Source organism: Paracoccus halophilus, assembly GCF_000763905.1.
Lineage (GTDB): Bacteria > Pseudomonadota > Alphaproteobacteria > Rhodobacterales > Rhodobacteraceae > Paracoccus > Paracoccus halophilus.
Genome location: NZ_JRKN01000002.1, coordinates 163,918 through 189,997, shown reverse-complemented (window position 1 = coordinate 189,997; position 26,080 = coordinate 163,918). Strand labels below are relative to the sequence as shown.

24 protein-coding genes are annotated in these 26,080 nt (G+C 68.1%); 17 read left to right on the top strand and 7 right to left on the bottom strand.

Annotation, left to right across the window (positions count from 1 at the left end; genetic code table 11):
• The first annotated feature begins 2 nt into the window (after positions 1–2).
• From rimM to IT41_RS02185, 7 genes are all read left to right on the top strand, one after another.
• Positions 3–506: a ribosome maturation factor RimM gene (gene rimM / locus IT41_RS02215; RefSeq protein ID WP_036738451.1), complete on the top strand. Its 504-nt coding sequence runs from the start codon at positions 3–5 to the stop codon at positions 504–506.
• Positions 503–1,387, top strand: coding sequence for a tRNA (guanosine(37)-N1)-methyltransferase TrmD (gene trmD / locus IT41_RS02210; RefSeq protein WP_052081232.1), 885 nt, complete (start codon positions 503–505; stop codon positions 1,385–1,387). The genes rimM and trmD overlap by 4 nt, the downstream gene beginning before the upstream one ends.
• 4 nt (positions 1,388–1,391) lie before the next feature.
• Positions 1,392–1,772, top strand: a complete 381-nt coding sequence (gene rplS / locus IT41_RS02205; protein WP_036738449.1) for a 50S ribosomal protein L19 — start codon at positions 1,392–1,394, stop codon at positions 1,770–1,772.
• Between the two features lie 11 nt (positions 1,773–1,783).
• Positions 1,784–2,005 (top strand): 50S ribosomal protein L31, encoded by a 222-nt coding sequence (rpmE, locus tag IT41_RS02200; RefSeq protein ID WP_036738446.1) that lies wholly within the window; start codon positions 1,784–1,786, stop codon positions 2,003–2,005.
• A gap of 238 nt (positions 2,006–2,243) precedes the next feature.
• Positions 2,244–3,026: a division plane positioning ATPase MipZ gene (locus tag IT41_RS02195; RefSeq protein WP_036738443.1), complete on the top strand. Its 783-nt coding sequence runs from the start codon at positions 2,244–2,246 to the stop codon at positions 3,024–3,026.
• 70 nt (positions 3,027–3,096) lie between these two features.
• The gene (locus IT41_RS02190; protein WP_036738440.1) at positions 3,097–4,263 is read left to right on the top strand and encodes an efflux RND transporter periplasmic adaptor subunit; all 1,167 of its coding nucleotides are present in this window, start codon (positions 3,097–3,099) and stop codon (positions 4,261–4,263) included.
• Complete coding sequence (locus IT41_RS02185; RefSeq protein ID WP_036738438.1) at positions 4,260–7,316, top strand: efflux RND transporter permease subunit; 3,057 nt, start codon at positions 4,260–4,262, stop codon at positions 7,314–7,316. The genes IT41_RS02190 and IT41_RS02185 overlap by 4 nt, the downstream gene beginning before the upstream one ends.
• A 68-nt stretch (positions 7,317–7,384) precedes the next feature.
• Here the strand turns inward: IT41_RS02185 and IT41_RS02180 are convergent, their stop codons facing one another.
• From IT41_RS02180 to IT41_RS02160, 5 genes are all read right to left on the bottom strand, one after another.
• Complete coding sequence (locus IT41_RS02180) at positions 7,385–8,689, bottom strand: pyruvate dehydrogenase complex dihydrolipoamide acetyltransferase (RefSeq protein WP_036738435.1); 1,305 nt, start codon at positions 8,687–8,689, stop codon at positions 7,385–7,387.
• A gap of 14 nt (positions 8,690–8,703) precedes the next feature.
• Positions 8,704–10,077: a pyruvate dehydrogenase complex E1 component subunit beta gene (locus IT41_RS02175; protein ID WP_036738432.1), complete on the bottom strand. Its 1,374-nt coding sequence runs from the start codon at positions 10,075–10,077 to the stop codon at positions 8,704–8,706.
• Positions 10,078–10,093: 16 nt separating this feature from the next.
• Positions 10,094–11,101 carry a pyruvate dehydrogenase (acetyl-transferring) E1 component subunit alpha gene (gene pdhA / locus IT41_RS02170; protein ID WP_036738430.1) on the bottom strand — a complete coding sequence of 336 codons (1,008 nt, stop codon included), beginning with the start codon at positions 11,099–11,101 and terminating at the stop codon, positions 10,094–10,096.
• Positions 11,102–11,261: 160 nt separating this feature from the next.
• A complete protein-coding gene (locus tag IT41_RS02165) occupies positions 11,262–11,570 on the bottom strand; it encodes an FtsB family cell division protein (protein ID WP_036738428.1) in 309 nt (102 codons plus the stop codon).
• 58 nt (positions 11,571–11,628) lie between these two features.
• Positions 11,629–12,912, bottom strand: a complete 1,284-nt coding sequence (locus tag IT41_RS02160; protein WP_036738426.1) for an acetylornithine deacetylase/succinyl-diaminopimelate desuccinylase family protein — start codon at positions 12,910–12,912, stop codon at positions 11,629–11,631.
• Between the two features lie 103 nt (positions 12,913–13,015).
• Between IT41_RS02160 and IT41_RS02155 the strand changes: the two genes are divergently transcribed.
• From IT41_RS02155 to IT41_RS02140, 4 genes are read left to right on the top strand one after another with little or no spacing between them, the layout of a single operon-like run.
• Positions 13,016–13,297 (top strand): hypothetical protein, encoded by a 282-nt coding sequence (locus IT41_RS02155; protein WP_036738579.1) that lies wholly within the window; start codon positions 13,016–13,018, stop codon positions 13,295–13,297.
• A 9-nt stretch (positions 13,298–13,306) separates the two neighbouring features.
• Positions 13,307–13,987 (top strand): DUF1523 family protein, encoded by a 681-nt coding sequence (locus IT41_RS02150; protein ID WP_036738424.1) that lies wholly within the window; start codon positions 13,307–13,309, stop codon positions 13,985–13,987.
• A 3-nt stretch (positions 13,988–13,990) separates the two neighbouring features.
• The gene (gene deoC, locus IT41_RS02145) at positions 13,991–14,935 is read left to right on the top strand and encodes a deoxyribose-phosphate aldolase (protein ID WP_036738422.1); all 945 of its coding nucleotides are present in this window, start codon (positions 13,991–13,993) and stop codon (positions 14,933–14,935) included.
• 37 nt (positions 14,936–14,972) lie between these two features.
• The gene (locus tag IT41_RS02140) at positions 14,973–17,291 is read left to right on the top strand and encodes an aldehyde dehydrogenase family protein (RefSeq protein ID WP_231564674.1); all 2,319 of its coding nucleotides are present in this window, start codon (positions 14,973–14,975) and stop codon (positions 17,289–17,291) included.
• A gap of 102 nt (positions 17,292–17,393) precedes the next feature.
• Here IT41_RS02140 and IT41_RS02135 read toward each other — a convergent pair whose 3' ends face one another.
• The gene (locus IT41_RS02135) at positions 17,394–18,149 is read right to left on the bottom strand and encodes a hydroxypyruvate isomerase family protein (RefSeq protein ID WP_036738420.1); all 756 of its coding nucleotides are present in this window, start codon (positions 18,147–18,149) and stop codon (positions 17,394–17,396) included.
• A gap of 2 nt (positions 18,150–18,151) precedes the next feature.
• Positions 18,152–18,697 carry a DUF1285 domain-containing protein gene (locus tag IT41_RS02130; protein WP_036738418.1) on the bottom strand — a complete coding sequence of 182 codons (546 nt, stop codon included), beginning with the start codon at positions 18,695–18,697 and terminating at the stop codon, positions 18,152–18,154.
• A 63-nt stretch (positions 18,698–18,760) separates the two neighbouring features.
• Between IT41_RS02130 and IT41_RS02125 the strand changes: the two genes are divergently transcribed.
• The 6 genes from IT41_RS02125 (at position 18,761) to fabZ (ending at position 26,080) form a co-directional block, all read left to right on the top strand.
• Complete coding sequence (locus IT41_RS02125) at positions 18,761–19,762, top strand: AAA family ATPase (protein WP_036738417.1); 1,002 nt, start codon at positions 18,761–18,763, stop codon at positions 19,760–19,762.
• Positions 19,759–20,628 carry a DUF58 domain-containing protein gene (locus IT41_RS02120; RefSeq protein ID WP_139221577.1) on the top strand — a complete coding sequence of 290 codons (870 nt, stop codon included), beginning with the start codon at positions 19,759–19,761 and terminating at the stop codon, positions 20,626–20,628. Before IT41_RS02125 ends, IT41_RS02120 begins: the two co-directional genes overlap by 4 nt.
• Positions 20,628–22,580, top strand: a complete 1,953-nt coding sequence (locus IT41_RS02115) for a BatA domain-containing protein (protein ID WP_331435180.1) — start codon at positions 20,628–20,630, stop codon at positions 22,578–22,580. Before IT41_RS02120 ends, IT41_RS02115 begins: the two co-directional genes overlap by 1 nt.
• Entirely contained in the window at positions 22,577–23,410 is an 834-nt protein-coding gene (locus IT41_RS21935) for a DUF4159 domain-containing protein (protein ID WP_331435179.1), read from the top strand. The genes IT41_RS02115 and IT41_RS21935 overlap by 4 nt, the downstream gene beginning before the upstream one ends.
• Positions 23,407–25,524: a membrane protein gene (locus IT41_RS02105; RefSeq protein ID WP_036738414.1), complete on the top strand. Its 2,118-nt coding sequence runs from the start codon at positions 23,407–23,409 to the stop codon at positions 25,522–25,524. Before IT41_RS21935 ends, IT41_RS02105 begins: the two co-directional genes overlap by 4 nt.
• An 85-nt stretch (positions 25,525–25,609) precedes the next feature.
• Complete coding sequence (gene fabZ, locus IT41_RS02100) at positions 25,610–26,080, top strand: 3-hydroxyacyl-ACP dehydratase FabZ (RefSeq protein WP_036738570.1); 471 nt, start codon at positions 25,610–25,612, stop codon at positions 26,078–26,080.

Below are 26,080 nucleotides of genomic sequence, written 5' to 3'. Positions count from 1 at the left end.
CCGTGGCCGAGCGGGTCTGTGTCGGTGCCATCGCCGGCGCCTTTGGCGTCCGGGGCGAGGTCAGGCTGAAAAGCTTTACCTCGCAACCGAATGATATTGCCGAATATTCCCCGCTCTGGACCGAGGATGGCAAGCGCTCGTTCACCGTTCGCCTGACGCGGCCGGTGACGGGCGGCCTCGGCGCGCGGCTCTCGGGGGTCGAGAGCCGCGAGGCGGCCGAGGCGCTCAGGGGCGTGACCCTTTGGGCCGACCGTGCGCGGCTGCCGGTGCTGCCCGACGACGAATTCTACCATGCCGACCTGATCGGGCTTTCGGTCTATGACACCGGCGGCGTTCTGCTGGGCAAGGTCCGCGCGATCTATGACCATGGCGCGGGCGATATCCTGGAAATCTTCGGCGCGGGGCGCAAGCAGACCCTGCTGCTGCCCTTTACCAAAGAGGCGGTGCCGACCGTCGATCTGACGGCGGGCCGCATCATCGCCGATCCGCCGGGCGAGGACGAATGACCGACAGGCCCGACCCCGAGGCCCCGGTGCCGGCGGTTGCGAAATCCCATGGCCGGCTGTCGATCCGCGCCAGCAAGCAGCCCCGCGACCTGATGGCCGAGCCGCAGGTCAGCGGCGCCTGGACCGCGCAGATCATCACGCTTTTTCCCGAGGCGTTCCCGGGGGTTCTGGGGCTTTCCTTGACAGGCAGGGCGCTCGCCGAGGGGCTCTGGAACCTGCGCACCACCGATCTGCGCCCCTTTGGCATCGGCAGGCATCGCAATGTCGATGACACGCCGGCGGGTGGCGGCGCGGGCATGGTGATGCGCGCCGATGTCATGGATGCCGCCCTGCGCGAGGCGGGCTCGCATCTGCCGGTGATCTATCTGTCGCCGCGGGGCAAGCCCTTCAGCCAGTCCCGCGCCCGCGAACTGGCGCGGGGGCCGGGCATGACGCTGATCTGCGGCCGGTTCGAGGGGGTCGATCAGCGCGTGCTGGACGCCCACGGGGTCGAAGAGATCAGCATCGGCGATTATGTCCTGACCGGCGGCGAACTGGCGGCTCAGGTCTTGATCGACGCGACGGTTCGCCTTATACCGCGCGTGCTGGGGAATCAGGAATCGCTGGCCGAGGAATCCTTTTCCGAAGGTCTGCTTGAGCACCCGCAATATACGAAGCCCGCCCTTTGGGAAGGCCGCGCGATCCCGGAAGTTCTGCTATCGGGTAATCACGCGGCTATTGCCAGTTGGCGGCAGGACATGGCCGAAAGGCTGACCAAGGAACGCCGCCCCGACCTGTGGCGGGCATATCGCGAAAGCCGCGATATGGACCCGGCAAAGGACCGACAGCTCTCGGGCGCATCAGACCAATCGCGGGACTACCGCGAGCAGACAGAGGATTAATGCGATGAACCTGATCGCCCAACTCGAAGCCGAGCAGATCGAAGCGCTCGGCAAGGACATCCCGGATTTCAAGGCCGGCGACACCGTGCGCGTCGGCTATAAAGTGACCGAGGGCACCCGCACCCGCGTCCAGAACTATGAAGGCGTGGTGATCTCGCGCAAGGGCGGCGGCATCGGCGCCTCCTTCACCGTCCGCAAGATCTCGTTCGGCGAGGGCGTCGAGCGCGTCTTCCCGCTTTACTCGACCAATATCGATTCGATCACCGTCCTGCGCCGTGGCCGCGTCCGCCGCGCCAAGCTGTACTACCTGCGTGATCGTCGCGGCAAATCGGCCCGCATCGCCGAGGTCACCAACTACAAGCCCAAAGCCGAAGCCAAGGCTTAAGGAGAGGCGCCATGAAAGCAGATATCCATCCCGATTATCACCTGATCGACGTCAAGATGACCGACGGCACCATCTATCAGGTGCGATCGACCTGGGGCAAGGAAGGCGACACCATGTCGCTGGACATCGATCCGAACTCGCACCCGGCATGGACCGGTGGCTCGGCCAAGCTGATGGACACCGGCGGCCGCGTGTCGAAGTTCAAGAACAAATACGCGGGTCTCGGCTTCTGAGCCATGCGCCCGCCGCAGATGCGAAGCGCCGCCCTTCGGGGCGGCGCTTTTCGTTTGTGGCATGGCCGGGAATAAAGCCGGAACAACAGCTTGCCGGACAGATCTGATACATGGGCGGGTGCTGCCCCGGGCGGCAAAAAGATCGCGCAAGGCGGCTTTGCCTGCTGCCGGGCGCTTTTCTTCGGCTTGGGCGCGGCCTATGTTCCGGGCGCTTTCGCCAGCAGGTTCAGGGGGATTCGTGGCGCATATCATCGTTGTCGGCAACGAAAAGGGCGGTTCGGGAAAGTCCACGACCTCGATGCATGTGGCGACCGCCCTGGCGCGGATGGGGCATCGGGTGGGCGCGCTGGATCTGGACGTGCGCCAGCGCAGCTTTGGCCGCTATCTGGAAAACCGCGCCGCCTTTACCGCGCGGGCGGGGCTGGACCTGCCGACCCCGATCCTTGGCCATATGGAGGCCGGCGGCCCGGATGGCGTCGATCCGCTGTCGAAAGCCGTCGCCGCGCTGGATGCGGAATGCGATTTCATCCTTCTGGATTGCCCCGGCTCGCATACCCGGCTCAGCCAGATGGCCCATTCGCTGGCCGATACGCTGATCACGCCGCTGAACGACAGTTTCATCGATTTCGACCTGCTTGCGCGCATGTCGCCCGAGGGCAAGGTGCTCGGCCCCTCGATCTATGCCGAGATGGTCTGGGCGGCGCGGCAGATGCGCGGCGAGGCCGGGGCCGGGCCGATCGACTGGCTGGTCCTGCGCAACCGCCTGGGCACGCAGGCCATGCATAACAAGCGCAAGGTCGGCGGCGCGCTGGCGGTCCTGTCGCGGCGTATCGGCTTTCGCGTCGCCCCCGGCTTTTCCGAGCGGGTCGTGTTCCGCGAGCTTTTCCCGCGCGGCCTGACGCTGCTGGACCTCAAGGATGTCGGCACCGAGCAGCTCAACATGTCCAATATCGCCGCGCGGCAGGAACTGCGCGACCTGATCGCCGAGCTGAACCTGCCGGGGGTCACCGTTTCGTTCTGAAACCGTGTAACCGTTGTTGCCGGCCCCCGTCATCGCTATGTTGCGCGCTAGGTGACGAGGAGTTGGAACGATGCAGTCAGCGGGCCGTCTCATGCGCGGCGCATTTGCGATCCTCGGGCTGGTCGTCGTCAGCCATGGCGCGGCCCTGGCCGAACCCGCGGATGCCGTCGAGCGGACCGACCTGCCCATCGTCACGCTGGCCACGGCCAGCCAGACCGAGATCGTCGCGCGGGTTCCGGTTTCCGGCTCGCTTGTGGCGCGGCGCGAGGTGCAGGTCCACGCCAATGTCTCGGGCTACGAGGTGACCGAGATCCGCGCCGAGATCGGCGACAGGGTCAAGGCGGGCGATCTGCTGGCCCGGCTTTCGGACGCGGAACTGACAGTCCAACTGGCGCAGGCCGAGGCCGAATATCAAAGCGGCGAGGCCAGCGTGCGGCAGGCCGAAAGCCAGATCGCCAATGCCGAGGCGCTGCTGACCGAGGCCGTCGCCGCGCTTGGCCGGACGCGCAGCCTGCGCAGTTCGGGCAATGCCAGCCAGGCGGTTCTGGATCAGGCCATTGCCTCGGAAGCCTCGGCCCGGGCGCTGTCCGAGGCGGCCTCGAACGGGCTGGGCGTGGCGCGGGCGGCACTGGCGCGGGCCGAGGCGGCGCGGCGGCTGGCGCAGCTGAATCTGGACTATACCCGGATCGTGGCGCCGGTCGACGGCCTGATCATTGGCCGCAGCGCCGAGCGGGGAACGCTCTCCGGCACCGGCGGCGAGCCGCTTTTCACGCTGGTTGCCGGGGGCGAGATCGAACTGGCGGCGGATGTGATCGAAACCGCGCTGAACCAGCTTCGGCCGGGCGATCCGGCGGAAATCCAGGTCGCGGGGCTGGGCCTTGTGACGGGCAGCCTGCGGCTGATCCCGGCGGCGGTCGATCCGGTCACGCGTCTGGGCATCGCGCGGGTCTCGCTGCAGCCGGAGCCGGGTCTGCGCGTGGGGCTGTTCGCCAGCGGCTGGATCATCACCGACCGGCGCGAGGCGGTGACGGTGCCCAGTTCGGCCGTCCTGTCGGATGGCACGAAAGAGCTGGTACAGGTGGTCAGCGATGGTCTGGTCGAGGCACGCGAGGTGCGCGCCGGCCTGATCTGGCAGGGGCGGCGCGAGATTCTGCAGGGGCTGCGTCCGGGCGAAAAGGTCATCGCCCGCGCCGGTGCCTTTTTCAGCAGCGGCGACCGCGTGCGTGAGACGCCATGAATTTCGCGACCTGGTCCATCCGGCAGCCGGTGCCCGCGATCGCGGCCTTTCTGGTGCTGCTGATGGTCGGGCTGTACAGCTTCAGCCGGATGGCGGTCACGGCGATGCCGAATATCGACCTGCCGGTGGTCAGCGTCGTGATCTCGCAGCCGGGGGCCGCGCCCTCGGAACTGACCCGGCAGGTGATCCAGCCGATCGAGGATTCCATCGCCAGCATCACCGGCGTGCGGCATATCACCTCGGCCGCGACCGACAGCACGGCGCGCATCTATGTCGAGTTCGAGCTGGAGGTCGACAGCGACCGCGCGGTGAACGACGTCAAGGATGCGGTGGCCAATGTCCGCGCCGACCTGCCCGAAAGCATCATCGAGCCGCTGATCAAGCGCCTTGACGTGACCGGCATGGCGATCCTGACCTATGCCGTCAGCGATCCCGGCAAGAGCATCGAGGAGCTGTCGGATTTCGTCGATGACGTGATCGCGCGCGACCTGTCCAACGTCGCCGGCGTCGCCAGCATCGAACGGATCGGCGGCGCCGACCGGCAGATCAATGTCGATCTGGACCCGGCCCGGATCGAGGCCTTCGGGCTGACCGCGGCCGAGGTCTCGGAGCAGTTGCGGGCCAAGAACATCGATCTGGGGGGCGGGCGCGGCGATCTGGCAGGCACGGAATATTCCATCCGCGCCCTGGGATCGGCCGATGACGTGGCGCGTCTTGCCGCCACGCCGATCCTGATCGGGCAGGGGCGCACGGTGCGGCTGGACGATCTGGGCAGGGTCAGCGACGGTGCCAGCGAAGAGCGCAGCTTCGCGCTGCTGGACGGCCAGCCCGTGGTCGCCTTTGGCGTCTTTCGCGGCAAGGGCGAATCGGATCTGGAGGCCGGCGACGGCACCAAGGCGCGCGTGGCCGAGATCGCGGCGCGCAATCCCGGCACGAGCATCACGCTGATCGACGACGCGACGACCCATACCCTGGGCAGCTATAACTCGACCATGGAGACATTGTACGAGGGCGCGGCGCTGGCGGTCATCGTGGTCTTCATCTTCCTGCGCAACTGGCGCGCGACGCTGATCGCGGCCGTGGCGCTGCCGCTGTCGATCATCCCGACCTTCTTTGTCATGTCCTGGCTGGGCTTCACGCTGAACGGCATCAGCCTGCTCGCGATCACGCTGGTCACCGGCATTCTGGTCGATGACGCCATCGTCGAGATCGAGAATATCGTGCGCCATATCAATAATGGCGCGCCCGCCTATCAGGCCAGCATGGAGGCCGCCAACGAGATCGGCCTGACGGTCATCGCGATCAGCTTCTCGATCATCGCGGTTTTTGCCCCGGTCAGCTTCATGGGCGGGGTTCCGGGGCAGTATTTCAAGCAGTTCGGCCTGACCGTGGCGGTGTCGGTCATGTTCTCGCTGCTGGTGGCGCGGCTGATCACGCCGATGATGGCGGCCTATTTCCTGCGCGACAGGATGGGCCATGCCGAACCGCGCGACGGCGCGCTGCTGCGCGCGCTGATGGCGGTGCTGCGCTGGACCCTGCGGCATCGCGGGCGGGCGCTGCTGATCGGTCTGGCCGTGTTCGGGCTGTCGATCTATTCCGCGACGCTGCTGCCAACCGAGTTCCTGCCGGCGCAGGATATCGGCCGCAGCCAGGTCACCATCGAACTGCCGCCCGGCGCCACGATCGAGGAAACCGAGGCGACCGCCCGGATGATCTCGGCCCGGATCGGCGCCCTCCCCGAGGTGCGCACGGTCTTTACCGATGGCGGCGATGCCAATGTCACCGACGCGCGGCTGAAGCTCAATTACGGCCCAAAGGACGAACGCGACAGGTCCAGTTTCGACATCGAGGACCAGCTCAAGCGCGAGCTTGCCGGCATTCCCGATATCCGCCTGAACTTCCAGAACCAGGAGGGCAATGCGGATCTGTCGGTTTCGGTTCTGGGCGACAGCGAGGCCGCCGTGTCCGAGGCCGCCGCGCGCCTGATGCGGGCGATGAAGACCCTGCCGGAGCTGGAGGACGTGACCTCATCGGCCAATCTGCAGCGCCCCGAGATCCAGATCACGCCGCGCCCCGAGGTTGCCAGCCAGCTGGGCGTCACCGCCAGCGCCCTGGCGACGACGCTGCGCATCGCGACGCTGGGGGATATCGAATCGAATCTCGCCAAGTTCAATACCGGCGACGAGCAGATCCCGATCATGGTGCGGCTGGACGAGACGGCGCGCAATGACATGATGACGGTGCGCAACCTGCGGGTGCCAAGCTCGGCCGGGCCGGTGCCGCTGGAGCTCGTCGCCGATATTTCGATCGGCGCCGGCGCGACCGAAATCGAACGCTACGACCGGCGCTATCGGACCTCGGTTTCGGCAAATCTGGTCGATGGCGCCGTGCTGGGGCCGGCCAGCGCCAGGGTCACCGAATTGCAGAAGCAGATCGACATGCCCGCCGGGACCGAGATCCAGCCCTCGGGCGATGTCGAGATCATGGGCGAGGTGTTCGAGGCCTTTACCGTCGCCATGATCTCGGGCGTGGTGCTGACCTATGTCGTGCTGGTCCTGCTGTTTCACAATTTCGTCACGCCGGTCTCGATCCTGATGTCGCTGCCGCTGGCCATCGGCGGCGCGATCCTGGCGCTGTTCCTGACCGGAAACTCGATCAGCATGGCGGTGGTGATCGGTTTTCTGATGCTGATGGGGATCGTGACCAAGAACGCGATCATGCTGGTCGAATTCGCGATCAGCGCCATGGATCGCGGGGTTGAGAAAAGCGAGGCGATCCTGGACGCCGTCCACAAGCGCGCGCGGCCCATCGTGATGACCACCATCGCCATGACCGCGGGCATGGTGCCCTCGGCGCTCGGCACCGGCGAGGGGGCAGAGTTCAGCGCGCCCATGGCGATCGCGGTGATCGGCGGCCTGCTGTTATCGACGCTGCTGTCGCTGCTATTCGTGCCCTCGCTGTTTTCGCTGGTCCATGGCGGCCAGGTGCGGGCGGCCGGCTGGCTCAGGCGGCGGATCGGGCTGAATTCGGCCGGACCCGCACCGGGCGAGTGACGCCCGATATCGGCGCATAAAAAAGGGGGCCGTCGCGGCCCCCCGTTCGGTTCCCGGATCGGGCCGGATCAGGCCAGCATGCCCATCGGGTTTTCCAGATGCGCGACGATCTTTTCCAGAAGCTGGGCCCCAAGCGCGCCGTCGATCACCCGGTGATCGACCGAGAGCGTCATCGACATGACATTGCGGATCACCACTTCGCCATCCTCGACCACCGGCGTCTGGATGCCGGTGCCGACGGCAAGAATCGCGCCATGGGGCGGGTTGATCACGGCATCGAAATTCTCGATCCCGAACATGCCGAGGTTGCTGATCGCGAAGCTGCCGCCCTGATATTCGTGGGGCGCCAGCTTCTTGGTCTTGGCGCGGGTGGCCAGATCCTTCATCTCGGCCGACAGGGCCGACAGGGTCTTGAGATGCGCGTCCTTCAGGACCGGGGTGAAAAGCCCGCCCTCGATCGCCACCGCGACGGCGACATCCGAGGGTTTCAGCTTCAGGATCCGGTCGCCGGCCCAGACGGCATTGGCATCCGGCACCTCCTGCAGCGCCAGCGCGCACGCCTTGATGATGAAGTCGTTGACCGAAAGTTTCACCCCGCGCGCTTCGAGCTGCTTGTTGAGCTGGCCACGGAACTTCATCAGCGCGTCCAGTTTCGCGGAACGGCGCAGGTAGAAATGCGGGATGGTCTGCTTGGCCTCGCCCAGACGGGCGGCGATGGTGCGGCGCATGCCGTCCAGCGCGACCTCTTCGGTGTCGCGGTCGGCATACATCTTGAGGATGGTCTCCGCCGAGGCGCCGGCCGGGGCGGCGGCTTTCGCGGCTGCGGCTGCCGGGGCGGCGGCTGCGGCCGGAGCGGCGGCACCAGGCTTCGCGCCCTCGACATCGGCCTTGACGATCCGGCCATGCGGGCCGGAGCCGGTCACGCCGGCCAGGTCGATGCCCTTTTCGGCGGCGATGCGGCGCGCGAGCGGCGAGGCAAAGACCCGCCCGCCGCTGGCCGATTTCGGGGCCGCCGGGGCAGGGGCCGCCGCCGGAGCGGCCGCAGCGGGGGCGGATGCCGCCGCCGGCGCAGGGGTTGCTGCCGCCTCGGCTTTCGGGGCGGGGGCGCTGCCGATATCATCGGCGGATTCGCCCTCGTCCAGCAGCACGGCGATGGGGGTGTTCACCTTGACCCCCGCCGTGCCCTCGGCGATCAGGATCCGGCCCAGCTTGCCCTCATCCACGGCCTCGAATTCCATCGTGGCCTTGTCGGTCTCGATCTCGGCGATGATGTCGCCGGACTTGACCTCGTCGCCTTCCTTTTTCAGCCATTTCGCCAGCGTGCCTTCCTCCATGGTCGGCGACAGGGCGGGCATCAGGATTTCTGTTGGCATCTCGTGCGCTCCCCTTAGCGATAGGTGACTTTTTTCACGGCTTCCACGACCTCGGGGGCGGTGATCAGCGCGTGTTTTTCAAGATTGGCGGCATAGGGCATGGGCACGTCCTTGCCGGTGCAGTTGATCACCGGCGCATCGAGGTAATCGAAGGCGTTTTCCATGATATAGGCCGAGAGGTGATTGCCGATCGAGGCCACCGGGAAGCCCTCTTCCACGGTCACGCAGCGATTGGTCTTTTTCACCGAGTCGATCAAGGTGCCATAGTCGATCGGGCGCAGGGTGCGCAGGTCGATCACCTCGGCCTCGATACCCTCGCCGGCGAGCGTCTCGGCGGCGGCGAGCGCGTGGCTCATGCCGATGCCGAAGCTGACGATGGTCACGTCCTTGCCGGGCCGCGCGATGCGGGCCTTGCCGAAGGGGATGGTGAAATCCTCGAGGTCCGGCACCTCGAAGCTGCGGCCATAAAGGATTTCGTTTTCAAGGAAGATGACCGGGTTCGGATCACGGATCGCGGTCTTCAGCAGGCCTTTCGCATCGGCCGCCGAATAGGGCATCACCACCTTGAGGCCGGGGATCTGCGCGAACCAGGCGGCATAATCCTGGCTGTGCTGGGCGGCCACGCGGGCGGCGGCGCCGTTCGGGCCACGAAACACCATCGGCGCGCCCATCTGGCCACCCGACATGTACAGCGTCTTGGCGGCCGAGTTGATGATATGGTCCATCGCCTGCATGGCGAAGTTGAAGGTCATGAACTCGACGATCGGGCGCAGCCCGGCAAGCGCGGCGCCGGTACCGATGCCGGCAAAGCCGATCTCGGAAATCGGCGTGTCGACGACCCGGCGCGGGCCGTATTTGTCCAGAAGCCCCTGGCTGATCTTGTAGGCGCCCTGATATTCGCCGACTTCCTCGCCCATCAGGAACACGGTCTCGTCGCGGGCCATTTCCTCGTCCATGGCCTCGCGCAGGGCCTCGCGCACGGTCATGGTCTTCATCGCCGTGCCTTCTGGCCAGTCGGGGCTGGCATTGGCGGCGGGCGTCTCCGGGGCGGATGCGGGCGCGGCGGCGGCCGGGGCGGGTGGCGCTGCGCTTGCCGCCGGCGCGGCCTCGGCAGCGGGGGCCGATTTGATGTCGTCGGCGGATTCGCCTTCCTCGACCAGCACGGCGATCGGGGTGTTGACCTTGACCCCCTCGCTGCCCTCGGCGATCAGGATCTTGCCAAGGATGCCCTCATCCACGGCCTCGAATTCCATCGTCGCCTTGTCAGTTTCGATCTCGGCGATGATATCGCCGGACTTGATCGTATCACCTTCCTTTTTCAGCCATTTCGCAAGCGTGCCTTCCTCCATGGTCGGCGACAGGGCGGGCATCAGGATTTCAGTTGCCATATTTTCAGTCCCTCTCTCAGGCGTCCGCTTCGGCGTAGATATCGGTCCACAGCTCTTCCAGAGCGGGCTCGGGGCTTTCCTTGGCGAATTCGGCGGATTCGTTCACGATCTCCTTGATTTCCTTGTCAATCGCCTTGAGATCGTCTTCGCTGGCATGCTGCCCTTGCAGCAGCAATTCGCGGACATGTTCGATCGGATCGCGTTCGTCGCGCATCTTCTGGACCTCTTCGCGGGTGCGGTATTTCGCCGGGTCGGACATCGAGTGGCCGCGATAGCGATAGGTCATGACTTCCAGGATATAGGGCCCCTTGCCCGCGCGGCAGTGGGCGACGGCCTTTTCGGCGGCGGCCTTGACCGCCAGCACATCCATGCCGTCCACCTGTTCGCCGGGAATGCCGAAAGCCTCGCCGCGGCCGTAGAGCGTGGTCGATTTGGTCGAGCGCTTCATCGAGGTGCCCATGGCGTACTGGTTGTTCTCGATCACGAAAACGACCGGCAGGTCCCACAGCTCGGCCATGTTGTAGGTCTCGTAGACCTGGCCCTGGTTCGAGGCGCCGTCGCCGAAATAGGTGAAGGTGACGTTGTCATTGCCCAGATACTTGTCGGCGAAAGCCAGCCCCGCGCCCAGCGGCACCTGCGCGCCGACGATGCCATGGCCGCCATAGAAATGCTTTTCGCGGCTGAACATGTGCATCGAGCCGCCCTTGCCTTTGGAATAGCCGCCCTCGCGGCCGGTCAGCTCGGCCATGACGCCGCGGGCGTCCATGCCGCAGGCCAGCATGTGGCCGTGGTCGCGATAGCTGGTGATCCGCTTGTCGCCTTCCTTCGCGGCGGCCTCGATGCCGACCACGACGGCTTCCTGTCCGATATAGAGGTGGCAGAAGCCGCCGATCAGGCCCATGCCGTAAAGCTGGCCGGCCTTTTCCTCGAATCGCCGGATCAGCAGCATATCGCGATAGTAGTGGAGCAGTTCGTCCTTGGACACGTTGGGGCTCGTTTTACTGGCTGCTGGCTTTCTGACCATGCTTGCCTCCTCCTGCGCGGGAAAGAAAAATAGTTCAGCGTTAAACTAACTTTAGGACAAGCTTTCGGGGGAAGTAAACCAGCCTTCTGCATCGGCAGGCGGCCGAGATGCGAAAACCCGCCCGCCGATGGCGCCGGCGGCCATGTCGCGGGGGCCGCGCTCAGCGGATGATGACCTCGTCGGCGCGGATCACGCCCAGAACGTCGCGGGCGCGTTCGTCCAGCAGATCGATGTCCAGATAGTCGTCGGACAGCCGCCGCGTCAGGTTGCGCATGCGCTCCACCTCGGCCTGAAGACTGTCGCGCTGCTGGACCAGAGGCCGGGTTTCCGCCTCCAGTTGCACCCGCCGCAGGATCCCCGAAGGGCCCTGCACGGCGGTATAGGCGAAATAGACGCCCAGAAGCGTAATCATCGCAAAGAAGATGATGGCGCTGATCGACAGGCGCGGCAAGGCGGAACGCTGTGACATGGCTGCTGCTCGTTGATTTTTCCCGATCATGCCATAGCGGCGGCGCGGGGGGAATCCCCTATCCGCGCGGGGGCGGGGCGCCGTTCAGCAGATCATCGAGCACCAGCGCCATGACGCGCGCCGAATCCAGCATGTCCTGCACGCCGATCCATTCGTCGGGCTGATGGGCCAGATCCAGCACGCCGGGGCCATAGGCGATGCAGTTCTTCAGCTTGCCGATGCGGTCGATATGCTTCTGGTCATAGGTGCCGGGGCTGACCACATAGCCCGCCTCGCGCCCCAGCACCCGTTCGATGGCAGCAGCGGTCGAGCGCACGACGGGCGCGCCGCGTTCGGTCATCGAGGGGATCACCTCGAACAGGTCGCGGATCTCATAGGTGAAGGTCGGGCGTTCGGCGCGGACCTTTTCCAACAGCGCCGTCACCTCGCGCTTGACCTCGGCCAGGTCCTCTTCGATCAGGAAGCGGCGGTCGATCACGATGCGGCAGCGGTCGGCCACGCAGGGCGCGGGCAGGCCGGTGAAGCCGGGGCCAAGATCCGGCTCGCCGCCATGGATCGAGTTGATGTTCAAGGTCGAGCTTTTCGCCCCCTCGGGGATCACCGGCATGTCGGTGCGCCTGGTGCGCAGCAGCGGAAACAGCCTGCGCTCCATCTCGTCGAGTACGGCGCCCATATGGCGGATGGCGCTGTCGCCCAGAAACGGCATCGAGCCATGGGCGATGCGGCCATGGGTCTCGATCTCGGCCCACCAGACGCCGCGATGGCCCAGGCAGATGCGGTCCTTGTGCAGCGGTTCGGGGATGATGACATGGCCGACATGGGCGAAGGCGCCGCGCTCGGCCAGAAAGGCCACGCCGCCGAAGCCGCCCGATTCCTCGTCGGCGGTGGCGCTGATCTCGATCCGGCCGGGATGGTCGGGGTGCCGGGCCACGAATGCCTCGGCGGCGACGATGGCGGCGGCCAGGCCGCCCTTCATGTCGCAGGCGCCGCGGCCATAGATGCGCCCCTGATCGAGTTCCGCGCCGAACGGGTCGCGACGCCAGCCATGGCCGACCTCGACCACGTCATGGTGGCCGTTGAAATGCACGCATTCGCCGGGCCGGCCGGGGTCGTGGCGGGCGATCAGGTTCCAGCGCGGAAATTCCTCGCTGTCGCCGGGCGCGCCATGGGCGCGGATCATTTCGCAGGTCCAGCCCCCGGCGGTCAGGCGCGCGGCCAGATAGTCGCAGATCTCGCGATAGTGCCGGCCCGGCGGGTTCAGCGTCGGGATGCGGATCAGATCCTGCGTCAGGCGGATCAGATCGTCGCGGCGGTTCTCGATCTCAAGGCGAAGGCTGTCCATGGCGAAAGGCTAGGCCGCTTGCCGCCGTCTCGCAATGGCGCGATTGACACCCGGCCCCAAGACCTTACCCATGGGCCATGGCACAGCGAAAGGCACCGACCGGATGATCGCATTTCTTCGCCTGATCGGGCTGGTTCTCGTGGTCGAGGTGATCTTCTATGTCCTGATCTCGATCTATGTCCGCAGCCTGCGCCGCGAATCGCTGGAAGAGGAATGGGATCGCCGTCATCCCGACCGCGCCGGCCCGACCGAGGAACGCGACAGGTTCGTGCGGCGTTCGATGGTGGGTTTCAGCAAGAGCCTGCGGGCGCGGCTGGTCGGGCTGGTGCTGGTGCTGCCGGTGGTCGCGATCGTCGTGATCATCTTTATCGTGAATTACAGTTGAGGGGGTGCAATGCGCTGGTTTCTGACCGTTCTTGGGGTGATCTTCGGCGTTGCCGTGTTTCTGTTCCTGGATTATTCGCTGCCCTCGAAACAGACGGTGCGGATTACCGACGCCTATAACCGGCTGACCGAGATCGGCGCCAATGCGATCTTTTTCGCCTCGCCCGATACCGGCACGGTGCAGAACGCCCAGGGGCAGCGGGACGTGCGCTTCATCAATACCGCGCGCCCGAACGGCAAGCCCTATGTCTATCGCAACGAGGATACCGGCTGGATCTGGCCGCCCTATTTCAAATATGACAGCTCGAACCTGCAGGCCGAGGCGACCGACCTGGAATCCAGCGCGGCCGATCCGCAATGGGTCAGCATCACCTCTTATGGCTGGCGGGTCTCATGGGCCTCGATCTATCCCAACGCGATTTCGATCAAGCCGGTCAGCGGCCCGGATGAGCGGCCCTTCAACTGGGGGGCGCAGATCATCCTGGCCGTGCTGGGCGCGATCCTGTTCCTGATCTGGCGGATGTGGAACCAGTTCCGCGAACGCACCATCGACCCGGCCGTGCGCTCGGCCGATCAGGCATGGGACCGGCTGGACGCGCGCGCCGACGCCGCCCGCGACCATGTCCTGCGCGAGGCGGGCGAGGCGCGCGGCTGGCTGCGGCGCCGGTGGGACCGGCTGCGGGGGCGCTAGTCGATGCCGCGCAGGAACCCCGGCACCGATTTCCGTCCCGACTGGTTCGCGCGGATCGCGGTCAATACCCCCGCGGCCGAGCGCCGCGCCGCCAGCCTGCCGGCAAGGCGCAGCCTGAAACGGGAATGGCAGGCGGCATGGCTGCTGAACGCGGTGCGCTGCATCGACCTGACCACGCTTTCGGGCGATGACACGCCCGACCGCGTGGCGCGGCTTTGCGCCAAGGCGCGCCGGCCGCTGGAGGCGGATCATCTGGCCGCCATGGGGATCGAAGGGCTGACCACCGGCGCGGTCTGCGTCTATCCGACCATGGTCGCGGCGGCGAAAGCGGCGCTTGGCGGCACGCGCATCCCGGTGGCCTCGGTCGCGACGGGCTTTCCGGCCGGGCTGATGCCGCTGGACCTGCGGCTGGCCGAAATCCGCCATGCGCTGGATCAGGGCGCCGACGAGATCGACATCGTCATCAGCCGCGCCCATGTGCTGCAAGGCGACTGGTCCGCGCTTTATGACGAGCTGCGCGCCATGCGCGAGACCTGCGGCCCGGCGCTGATGAAGGCGATCCTGGCGACCGGAGAGCTCAAGACCCTGACCAATGTCGCGCGCGCCAGCCATGTCGCCATGCAGGCCGGCGCCGATTTCATCAAGACCTCGACCGGCAAGGAGCCGGTGAATGCCACGCTGCCGGTAAGTCTGGTCATGCTGCGCGCGATCCGCGACTATCGCGACCGCACCGGCTTTGCCGTGGGCTTCAAGCCGGCCGGAGGGCTGCGCACCGCAAGGGACGCGCTGAACTGGCAGGTGCTCATGGCCGAGGAACTGGGCCGCGACTGGCTGCGCCCGGATCTGTTCCGCATCGGCGCCTCGTCGCTGCTGGCGGATATCGAGCGGCAGATTTCTCATTACGTGACGGGGCGTTATGCCGCCCTGCATCGGCTGGCTGCGGGGTGACGGCATGCGGGACAGGACGCCAAGCATAGGCGAGATCATGGAAAACATGGAATACGGACCCTCGGTCGAGGATGCCTCGGCGGTGCGCGACTGGCTGCGCGAGCGCGCCACCTTCGGCCATTTCATCGCCGGCCGGTTCACCCGCCCGGGCGAGGTCTTTGCCACCACCGACCCCGCCACGGGCGAGGAACTGGCCCGGGTCACCCAGGGCAGCGAGCGCGACGTGGCCAAGGCGGTGCGCGCCGCGCGGCGCGCGCAACGCGGCTGGGGCATGATGCCGGGCCACGACCGGGCGCGGTTTCTCTATGCCATTGCGCGGACCATCCAGAAGCGCGAGCGTTTCCTGGCCGTGCTCGAGACGCTGGATAACGGCAAGCCGATCCGCGAAAGCCGCGACGCCGACATCCCGCTGGTCGTGCGCCATTTCTATCACCATGCCGGCTGGGCCGAACTGGCGGAGAGCGAGTTTCCCGGCCATGCGGCCCTGGGTGTCTGCGGCCAGATCATCCCGTGGAATTTCCCGCTTCTGATGCTGGCCTGGAAGGTGGCGCCGGCGCTGGCCGCCGGCAATACCGTGGTGCTGAAACCCGCCGAATACACGCCGCTGACCGCGCTGGCATTCGCCGAGATCTGCGCCCATGTCGGCCTGCCCGCCGGGGTCGTCAATATCGTCACCGGCGATGGCGCGACCGGCGCGGCGCTGGTGCGGGCGCCGGTCGACAAGATCGCCTTTACCGGCTCGACCGGGGTGGGGCGCGAAATTGCCCGGGCCGTTGCCGGAACCGCCAAGCGGCTGACACTGGAACTGGGCGGCAAATCGCCCTTTGTGGTGATGGAGGATGCCGATCTGGATGCCGCGGTCGAGGGCGTCGTCGATTCGATCTGGTTCAACCAGGGCGAGGTCTGCTGCGCGGGCTCGCGCATCCTCGTGGCCGAATCGGTCGCCCCACGGTTCGAGGCGCTTTTGCGCGCGCGGATGGAGAAGCTTCGCCCTGGCCCGCCCCTGGACAAATCCACCGATATCGGCGCCATCGTCCATCCGGTGCAGAAGCAGCGTATTCTTGACCTGCTGGACCAGGCGGTCGCCGCCGGGGCCGAGCTGATCGGCGGGCAGGTGGGGCAGGGCTGCCGGGTCGCGCCGGGCTATCTGCGCAATATCGCGCCCTCGAATCCCGGCATGGTGCAGGAGATATTCGGCCCCATCGCCACGCTCTCGACCTTTCGCACGCCCGACGAGGCCGCCGATCTGGCCAATAACACACGCTACGGGCTGGCGGCCTCGGTCTGGTCGGAAAGTGCGGCCAATGCCACCGACACGGCGGCGCGGATCAGGGCCGGGGTGGTCTGGATCAACTGCGCCAATGTCTTTGACGCGGCCGCGCCTTTCGGCGGCATCCGCGACAGCGGCTATGGCCGCGAGGGCGGGCGCGAGGGGATGCTGGACTATCTGGCCGTGCCGGCCCCGCCCGCGCCGCGCGATCCCGCGCCCCCCGATATCGCCGCAGCGGTCGAGGACGCGGCCGCGATGAAGGGGATCGACCGCACGGTGAAGCTTTATATCGGCGGTGCGCAGAAACGTCCCGATGGCGGCGCCAGCTATGCCGCGCAGGACGAGCTGATCCCGCTGGGCGGGCGCAAGGATATCCGCAATGCCGTCGAGGCGGCGCAGGCGGGGCTTGCGAAATGGCAGGCACTCGGCGGTCATGGCCGGGCGCAGGTGCTGTATTTCCTGGCCGAGAACCTGGCGCAGCGCCGGTCCGAATTCGCCGGTTTCGCCAGCCCGGCCGAGGTCGATGCCGCCATCCGCCGCTGCTTTTTCTATGCCGGTTTCGCCGATAAATACGACGGTGCGACGGTTGCCGCCCGGCCCGGTCACCTGACCCATATCCGGCCCGAGCCGCATGGCGTCATGGGGCTGATCTGCCCGGGCCGGGCCTCGCTTGCCGGTTTCGTGTCGCTGGTGCTTCCCGCGATCGCGATGGGCAACGCCGTGGTGGCGATCCCGTCGCAGGAGCGACCGATGGCGGCGCTGACCCTGGCGCAGGTGCTGGCCTGTTCGGATCTGCCGGCGGGCGTGGTCAATATCGTGACCGGGCCGCGCGACGATCTGGGCCGGGCGCTCGCCGGCCATGACGGCGTGTCGGCGGTCTGGCATGCCGGGCAGGGCGCCGAGGGGCTGGCCGAGCTGCAGCGCGCCGCCGCCGAAACCCTGATCCCGGTCTGGTGCCCCGACCGGCAGGACTGGACCGCGCCCGAGGCGCAGGGCCGCGAATTCATGCGCCGCGCCAGCCGGGCCAAGACGATCTGGCTGCCCTATGGCGCATTGCCCGCAGGCACCGGCAGCGCGGCCTATTAAGCGTGTCGGGTCAACCCTCGGGGCCATTTCCCCGCAGCGGCAGGCGGGCCGGGTGGAGGTGTTTCAAACCTGACCCGAGCCGCCTTGCGCCGCGCGCCCTGCTCAGGCCGAGCGCAGCCAGCGCAGCCCGGCCTCGGTCGAGGTGCGCGGCGTGTATTCGGCCCCCACCCAGCCGCTGAAACCGGCGGCATCGACGGCGCGGAAAAACCCCGCATAGTCGATTTCGCCGGCGCGCGGCTCGTGCCGGCCGGGGCAGCCCGCGATCTGGATATGGCGCACATTGCGGGCGTGGCGGTGCCAGGTCTCGATCACGTCGCCATGGATCATATGGGCCTGATAGGCGTCGAATTGCAGCCCCAGATTGGTGGCGTCGACCTCATCGATGATCTCGGAGGCCAGATCGAAGCAGTTCAGGTAATAGCCGGGCATGTCGACCGCGTTCATCGGCTCGATGGTCAGGCTGACCCCGGGCGCGCGCTCGGCCGCCCATCGCAGGTTGCGGATATAGGTGTCGCGGGCCTCGGGGCCCTCGGCCCGGCCGGCCATGACATGCAGGTGCCGGACCTTCAGCGCCTGCGCGTAAAGCAGGGCGCGGTCGAAATCCTTGCGGAACCGCATCTCGTTGCCCGGCTCGGCGGCGAAGCCGCGCGGCCCGCCGGCCCAGTTGGGCGGCGGCATGTTCATCAGCACGATATGCATGTCGGAGCCCTGCGCGGCGCGCGCCAGATCCTTGGCGGCAAGATCATAGGGAAACAGGATCTCGACCCCGTCGAAACCCGCGCGCCTGGCGGCGGCGAATCGCTGGAACATGGGCAGTTCGGTGAACAGATAGGTCAGGTTGGCGGCGAATCGTGCCATGGTTACGGCTCCAGAGGAAAGACCGTCCCTCCCGAGTGCACATTCATACGCCCGCTTTCATCGGGCATAGCCGCATCGGCTAGTCGGTAAAATGTCTTGCGGTCGATGAGCGCCCAAAGACCGCGGCGGATATGAACGTAAGGTCTGGGATGATCCTCGGTGCCGCGCATCTCGATGGCGTGATCCGGCCCGGCGACCACCCTGTCGCCCACATTCGTGGTCAGTAGAATATCATCCCCGAGATCGGCATCAACTGCGATAAATGGCGCATCGATCACGCGGATGCCGACTTTCTCGACCGGTGTGACCAGAAAGTAGCTGTCGCCCTCGCGTTTCAGGATCGAGGCGAAAAGCCGCACCATCTCGGGCCGGCCGATCGGCGTGCCATTGTAGAACCAGCTGCCATCGGCGCGGATCTCCATGTCCAGATCGCCGCAGAAGGGCGGGTCCCACAGATGCACGGGCGGCGGCCCCTTGCCGGCCGCGCGGCTGGCAGCGGCGGCGATTCCCGCGGCATCGGTCACAGTCTCGTCACTCCTGGTCGCCATTTCTTGTGGACCCCGGCATAGCCGTCTTTAATGTCCTCAGTAAATCAGAATTGGGGCGTTGTCATGGTCGAGGACGAAAAACTGGTATCCGAAGTTCAGTCGCTGACCGCGCGTCTGGCCGAGGCGCGGGCCAGCGTCGAGCGCCGCTTTGTCGGCCAGCACGCTGTGGTCGAGCAGGTCTTCGCGGCGATCCTGTCGGGCGGCCATGGTCTGCTGGTCGGCCAGCCCGGCCTGGGCAAGACCATGCTGGTCGATACGCTGGCCACCGTGCTGGGGCTGGGAACCGAACGGATCCAGTTCACGCCGGACCTGATGCCCGCCGATATCCTGGGCTCCGAGGTGCTCGAGGTGCGCCCCGATGGCAGCCGCGCCTTTCGCTTTATCGAAGGGCCCGTCTTCACCCAGCTTCTGATGGCGGACGAGATCAACCGCGCCAGCCCGCGCACGCAATCGGCGCTGCTGCAGGCGATGCAGGAAAGCGAGGTCACGATCGCCGGCAAGCATCGCCCGCTGGGCCGCCCCTTCCATGTGCTGGCGACGCAGAACCCGATCGAGCAGGAGGGCACCTATCCGCTGCCCGAGGCGCAGCTGGACCGCTTCCTGCTGCAGATCGACGTGGGCTATCCCGACCGCGACACCGAACGCGCGATCCTGCTGGCCACGACCGGCATCGAACGCGGCGCGGCCCATGCGGTCTTCGATCCGGCCGGCCTGATCGCGGCGCAGGCGCTGATCCGCCGCATGCCGGTGGGCGAATCGGTGCTGAACGCGATTCTGGATCTGGTCCGCGCCGCCCGGCCCGGCGCCCCCGAGGCCCCGGCATGGATGGCCGAGACGCTGGTCTGGGGCCCCGGGCCGCGCGCCGCGCAGGCGCTGACCATGGTGACCCGCGCCCGCGCCGCGCTGAACGGCCGCTTCGCGCCCACCATCGAGGATGTCGAGGCCATGGCCGCCCCCGTCCTGCGCCACCGCATGGCGCTGAGCTTTGCCGCCCGCGCCCGCGGCGACAGCATCCAGGACGTGATCGACCGTCTTCTGGGCGATCGGATGCGGGCCGCCGCGTGACCGTGACGCCCGAACAGCTTCGCGCCAGTGCGCAGGCCGCCTCGGCCGGGCTGCCGGCGCTGATGCTTTCGGCCGAGCGGCTGGCGGCGGCGCTGATGGCGGGCGCGCATGGCCAGCGCCGGCCCGGGCGCGGCGAGGATTTCTGGCAATACCGTCCGGCGACCGCCGGCGACACGATGCGCAGCATCGACTGGCGCCGCTCGGCCCGCTCGGACGGCGAATTCGTGCGGGACCGCGAGGCCGAGGTGCCGCAATCGGCTGCGATCTGGGTCTCGGCGGCGGCGGGGATGGACTATTCCGGCGGCGGCAATCGCCCGGCCAAGCGCCAGCGCGCCGACCTGCTGGCGCTGGCGCTGGCCATGGCGCTGCTGGCCGGGGGCGAGCGCGTGGCGCTGGCTGGCGATCCGCCGCGTTCGGGGCGCATGCAGGCCGACCGCCTGGCGCAATCGCTGGTCGCGCGCGCGGCGCTGGAGGCCGATGACGACGCGCCGCCGGCACAGGCGCTGCGCCCGGGCCAGCGGGTGATCCTGTTCGACGATTTCCTGGGCGATCCGCAGCCGGCTCTGGACTATCTGCGCCGCGCGGCGGGGCTGGGCATTCGCGGCGCTCTGCTGCAGGTTCTGGACCCCGATGAGGAGGGGTTTCCATGGTCCGGGGCGGTGCTGTTCCGCTCGGCTTCCGGGGCGGTCTGCCACGATACCCGCGACGCGGGCGGGCTGCGCGCGGCCTATCTGGCGCGCCTGGCCGAACGCCGCAAGCTGCTGGCCGACGCGGCGCTGAATGCCGGCTGGCATTTCGGCACGCATGATACGGCATCGGCGCCCTCGCAGGCGCTGTTGTGGCTCTGGACGGTGCTGGAGGGCTGATGCTGACGCTTGGTCCCCTTGGCTTCCTGACGCCCTGGATCCTTGGCGCGCTGGTCGCGCTGCCGGTGATCTGGCTGATCCTGCGCGCCATGCCGCCGGCGCCGAAGCTGGTGCGTTTCGCGGGCACGCGGCTGCTGCTGGGGTTGCAGGACGCGCATCCGGTGGCGCGGCACACGCCCTGGTGGCTGCTGGTCCTGCGCGTGCTGGCGATCGCGGCGCTGATCCTGGCCTTTGCCGGGCCGGTCTGGAAGCCGGTGCCGGATCAGGCCGGGCAGGGGCCGTTGCTGATCGTCATGGATGGCGGCTGGGCCGCCGCGCCCGACTGGCCGCAACGTCAGGCCCGCGCCATCCGGGCGCTGGACCGGGCCACGGGCGCCGGGCAGCCCGCCGCGCTGCTCTTTGCCGATGGCCGGGCCGAGGGTGCGCTGGCCTTTCGCCCGGGAGCCGAGATCGCCTCGCGGCTGCGCGCCTTGCAGCCGGCGCCCTGGGAAACCGCCTATCCCGAAAACCCGGGCGAGATTCTGGCCGAGGCGCCCGAAGCGGGGCTGACGGTGCTGTGGTTCAGCGACGGGCTGGATCACCCGCGCCGCGGCGCGCTGCTCTCCGCGCTGGCCGCGCGCGCGGCGGTCACCGTGGTTCCCCCCGAAGCGGCGCGGCAATCGCTGGAACTGGTCGCGGGCGATGCGCCGGCGCTGCGGCTGCGCGCCACCGGGCAGTCCGCGCCTCCGCCGGTGCTGGCCTTCGGGCTTGATCCGCAGGGCACCGCGCGCGAACTGGCGCGGCTCGAGCCGGGCGAGCCGATCACCGAGGCGGGCGTCACCACGCGCATGGTGCCGATCGACCTGCCTTCCGAGCTGCGCAACCGGATCACCCGTTTCGAGCTGCAGGGCGTGCGCGCCGCCGGCGCGGTGGTTCTGGCCGATGACAGCGTGCGCCGGCGCAAGGTGGCGCTGGTGGGCGACGATCGCGCGACCGAGGGCCAGCGGCTGCTGTCGCCGATGCATTACCTGCGCCGCGCCCTGTCGCCCAGCACCGACCTGATCGAGGGCAGCCTGGGCGATGTGCTGCAGGCCGCGCCGGATGTCATCGTGCTGGTCGATCAGCTTGGCCTGCCGGAAAGCGATGCGCTGGCCGGCTGGGTCGATCAGGGCGGGCTGCTGATCCGCTTTGCCGGGCCGCGCATGGGCGGCTCGGACGAATTGCGTCAGGAGCCGCTCTTGCCGGTCATCCTGCGCGAGGGCGGGCGCGATATCGGCGGCGCGCTGAGCTGGGGCGAGCCGCGCCGGCTGGCGCCCTTTGCCGCTGACGGCCTCTTTGCCGGGCTGGAGGTGCCCCGCGACGCGACGGTGCGTGCCCAGCTTCTGGCCGAGCCGGCGCCCGATCTGGCCGAGCGCGTGCTGGCGCAGCTCAGCGATGGCACGCCGCTGGTCACCCGCGCGCCGCTGGGGCAGGGCCAGATCGTGCTGTTCCACACCACGGCGAACGCGGAATGGTCCAATCTGGCCATCTCGGGGTTGTTCGTCGAGATGCTTCAGCGCCTGATCCAGACCGCCCGCGCCAGCGCCGAGCTGCCCGAACCCGCGCCGGACGAGGATACGTTCTGGATCCCGCAGCAGCTGCTGGACGGCTTCGGCCGGGCCGCGACGCCGCAGGATCCGGTGCCGGTCGCGGCGGCGGAATTCGGCAAGGGGCCGGCGCCGGGCATTCCGGCCGGCCTGTATCGCGCCGGCGAAAGGATCGCGGCGCTGAATGCCGGCGGGGCGATGGTGCCCGCCGAATGGCCCGCCACGGTGCGTCTGGAAGCCGCCGGGCAGGCGCCGGGCCTTGACCTGCGCGGCTGGCTGATCGCGCTGGCGGCGGCGCTTTTCGCGCTCGACGCGCTTGGCAGCGCATGGCTGGCGCGGGGCGGGCGCAGTGCTGCATCCCGCAGACGCAGGGGGGCCACGGCATGAGGATCCTGCTGATTCTGGCCGCAATCCTGTGGGCCGCGCTGGCCCGGGCGCAGGAAGATCCCGATCCGCGCCTGATCCGCGCCGCCGACGAGGTGGCGCTGGCCTACGTCCTGACCGGCGATTCCCGGATCGACGAGACCTCGCTGGCCGGGCTGCGCGGCATCTCGCGGGTGTTGACCGCGCGCACCACCGTCGAGCCGGGCGAGCCGATCGGCATCGATCTGGACCGGGACGATCTGTCGCTGCTGACCTTTCTCTACTGGCCGGTCAGCGACGATCAGCCCGCGCCCACGCCGCAGGCCTATCTGCGGCTGAACAAGTTCCTGCGTTCCGGCGGCATGATCCTGTTCGACACCCGCGACGGCGACATCGCGGGGCTCGGCGGGCCGGACGGGGCGGCGGCGCTGCAAAGGCTGGCCGCGCCGCTGGACATTCCGCCGCTGGCGCCGGTGCCTGACGATCACGTCCTGACCCGGACCTTTTATCTGCTCCGGGATTTTCCCGGTCGCTATCAGGCCAGCGAGGTCTGGGCCGAGGCCCCGCCCGCCGATGCCGCAGCCAGCGAGGGGGTGCCCTTTCGCAACCTCAATGACGGTGTCTCGCCGGTCCTGATCGGCGGCAATTCCTGGGCCGAGGCATGGGCGATGGATGAAAACGGCCTGCCGATGTTCACTGTCGGCTCGGGCCTCGAGGGCGAGCGCCAGCGCGAGATGGCCTATCGCTTCGGGGTCAACCTGATCATGTATGTGCTGACCGGAAACTACAAATCCGATCAGGTGCATGTGCCGGCGCTGCTGGACCGGCTGCGGCAGGAGGAGGTGATCCAGTGAACGCGCTGAGCTTCGATCCGCTGCTGCCCTGGCCGTTCGTCGGCGCGGTCGCCCTGCTGGCCCTCATGATCGCCGCCTGGTCGCTGTGGCGGGGGCTGCGCGGCTGGCCGTGGCGCGGGCTGGCCGGGCTGGCGGCGGCGGCGGCGCTGGCCGGGCCGGCGCTGGAATCGGGCATCCGCAACAAGCTGCCCGATATCGTCCTCCTGCTTGAAGACCGCAGCGCCAGCCAGTCGCTGCCGGGACGCGCGGCGCAGACCGATGCCGCCATCGAGGAAGTCACCCGCCAGATCGATGCGCTGCCCGATACCGAGATCCGCCGCGTCAGCCTGGGCGACGATGCCGATGGCACCTTGCTGGGCACCGCCCTGACCCGTGCCCTGGCGGCCGAGCCGGCGAGCCGGGTGGCGGGCGTCATCGCGGTGACCGACGGGCTGGCCCATGACGCGCCGATGCTGCCCGCGGGCGCGCCGGCGCCGGTCCATGTCCTGCGGACCGGCCGGCCCGACGACTGGGACCGGCGGCTGGTGATCGAGGAAGCCCCGGCCTATGGGCTGATCGGCGAGCCCGTCACCATCCGCCTGCGGATCGAGGATCAGGGCGCCGTTCCCGAGGAGATCGCCGACCGCCCCGCCCGGCTGCGCATCTCGGTCGATGGCGATGACGCGCAAAGCGTCGATCTGCCCCCCGGCCTGTCGGCGGAATTGCAGGTGACGCCGGAACATGCCGGGCAGAACGTCGTCTCGATCGCATTCGACGCGCCCGTCTCGGCGGGCCCCGAACTGACCGACCGCAACAATGCCGCCGCGATCCAGATCCAGGGCGTGCATGACCGGCTGCGCGTCCTGCTGGTGTCAGGGGAACCCCATGCCGGCGAAAGAACGTGGCGCAACCTGTTGAAATCGGACGCGAATGTTGACCTGATCCATTTCACCATCCTGCGCCCGCCGGACAAGATGGATGCCGTGCCGGTCAACGAGATGTCGCTGATCGCCTTTCCGACGCAGGAACTGTTCATGCAGCGGATCAACGATTTCGACCTGATCATCTTTGACCGCTACCGGGTGCGCGGCATCCTGATGCCGCAATATTTCGACAATATCCGCCGCTATGTCGAAGAGGGCGGCGCGGTGCTGGTCGCGGCCGGCCCCGAGATGTCCTCGGTCGAGAGCCTGAACCTGTCGCCCCTGGGCGGGATCCTGCCCGCGCGGCCGACCGGGCGCGTCTATGACCGGGCGTTCCTGCCCCGCCTGACCGAGGAGGGGCAGCGCCATCCGGTGACCGCCGGCCTGACCGGCGCGCCGTCGCCCGACGGGCGGGACGCGGCCGGGGATAGCTGGGGCCGCTGGCTGCGCATGTCGCAGGTGGTGCCCAATCCGCGCGCGCAGGTCGTGATGACCGGCGCCAATGACGAGCCGCTGCTGGTCCTTGACCGGGTGGGCGAGGGGCGGGTGGCGATGCTGACCTCGGATCAGGTCTGGCTCTGGGGTCGCGGTTTCGAGGGCGGCGGGCCGCAGCTGGAATTGCTGCGCCGCATCGCGCATTGGTCGATGAAGGAGCCCGAGCTTGAGGAAGAGGCCCTGACCGCCGATGTCTCGGACGGGCTGACCGTCACGCTGACCCGCCGGACGCTGGACGCGGCGGCCGGTCCGCTCACCATCACCCTGCCCGGGGGCAAGACCGAGATGCTGCCCCTGGCCCAGGCCGGTCCGGGCCGGTTCACCGCGCGCTGGACCGCGCCGGGGCCGGGGCTCTACCGTTTCGCCGATGACCAGATCACGCGGGTCATCGCGCTTGGCCCGGCCTCGCCGCGCGAATTCGAGGAAACCGTGGCCTCGGCCGAGGCATTCGCGCCGCTGGTCGAGGCCACGCACGGCGGAGTGGTGCGCCTGTCCGACGGCATTCCGCGCCTGCGCACGGTCCGCGAGGGGCGCCCGGCCCATGGTCAGGGTGTCGGTGGCGAATGGATCGGCATCACGCCGCGCGACGCCGCGACGGTCAGCGGCATGACGCATCGGCCGCTGCTGCCGGGCTGGGGCTGGCTCGCGCTGATCGCGGGACTGGGGCTGGCCGGCTGGCTGGCCGAGGGGCGCGGCTGGCCGCGCCGCGCGGCCTAGCTGCCGGAGCCGCGCGCCTTCGCGAATCTTGCCAAGCTGCCGCCCCGTTGCTAGGCACATGAAAAGACTGCACGAGGGAACCCGCATGGCTGCCGACGAGACCGCCTATACCCCACCGACCGAAGTCGATCTGGGCCAGATCAAGCAGATCCTGCCGCATCGCTATCCCTTACTGCTGGTGGACAAGGTGCGTGACATCGTGCCCGGCGAAAGCTGCGTGGGCATCAAGAACGTCACCTCGAACGAGCCGCATTTCGAGGGGCATTTCCCGCAGGAGCCCGTCATGCCCGGCGTTCTGATCATCGAGGCGATGGCGCAGGCCGCCGCCGTTCTGGTCGGGGTCAGCCTGGATCTGGCCGGCAAGGGGATGGGCACCTATTTCATGTCGATCGACAAATGCCGTTTTCGCCGCAAGGTGGTGCCGGGCGATGTGCTCGAGCTGCACATGAAGACCCTGCGCGGCGGTGGCAAGGTCTGGAAGTTCGAGGGCCGCGCCATCGTCGATGGCGAACTGGCCGCCGAGGCCGAGATCATGGCCATGCTGAACCGGGGCTGA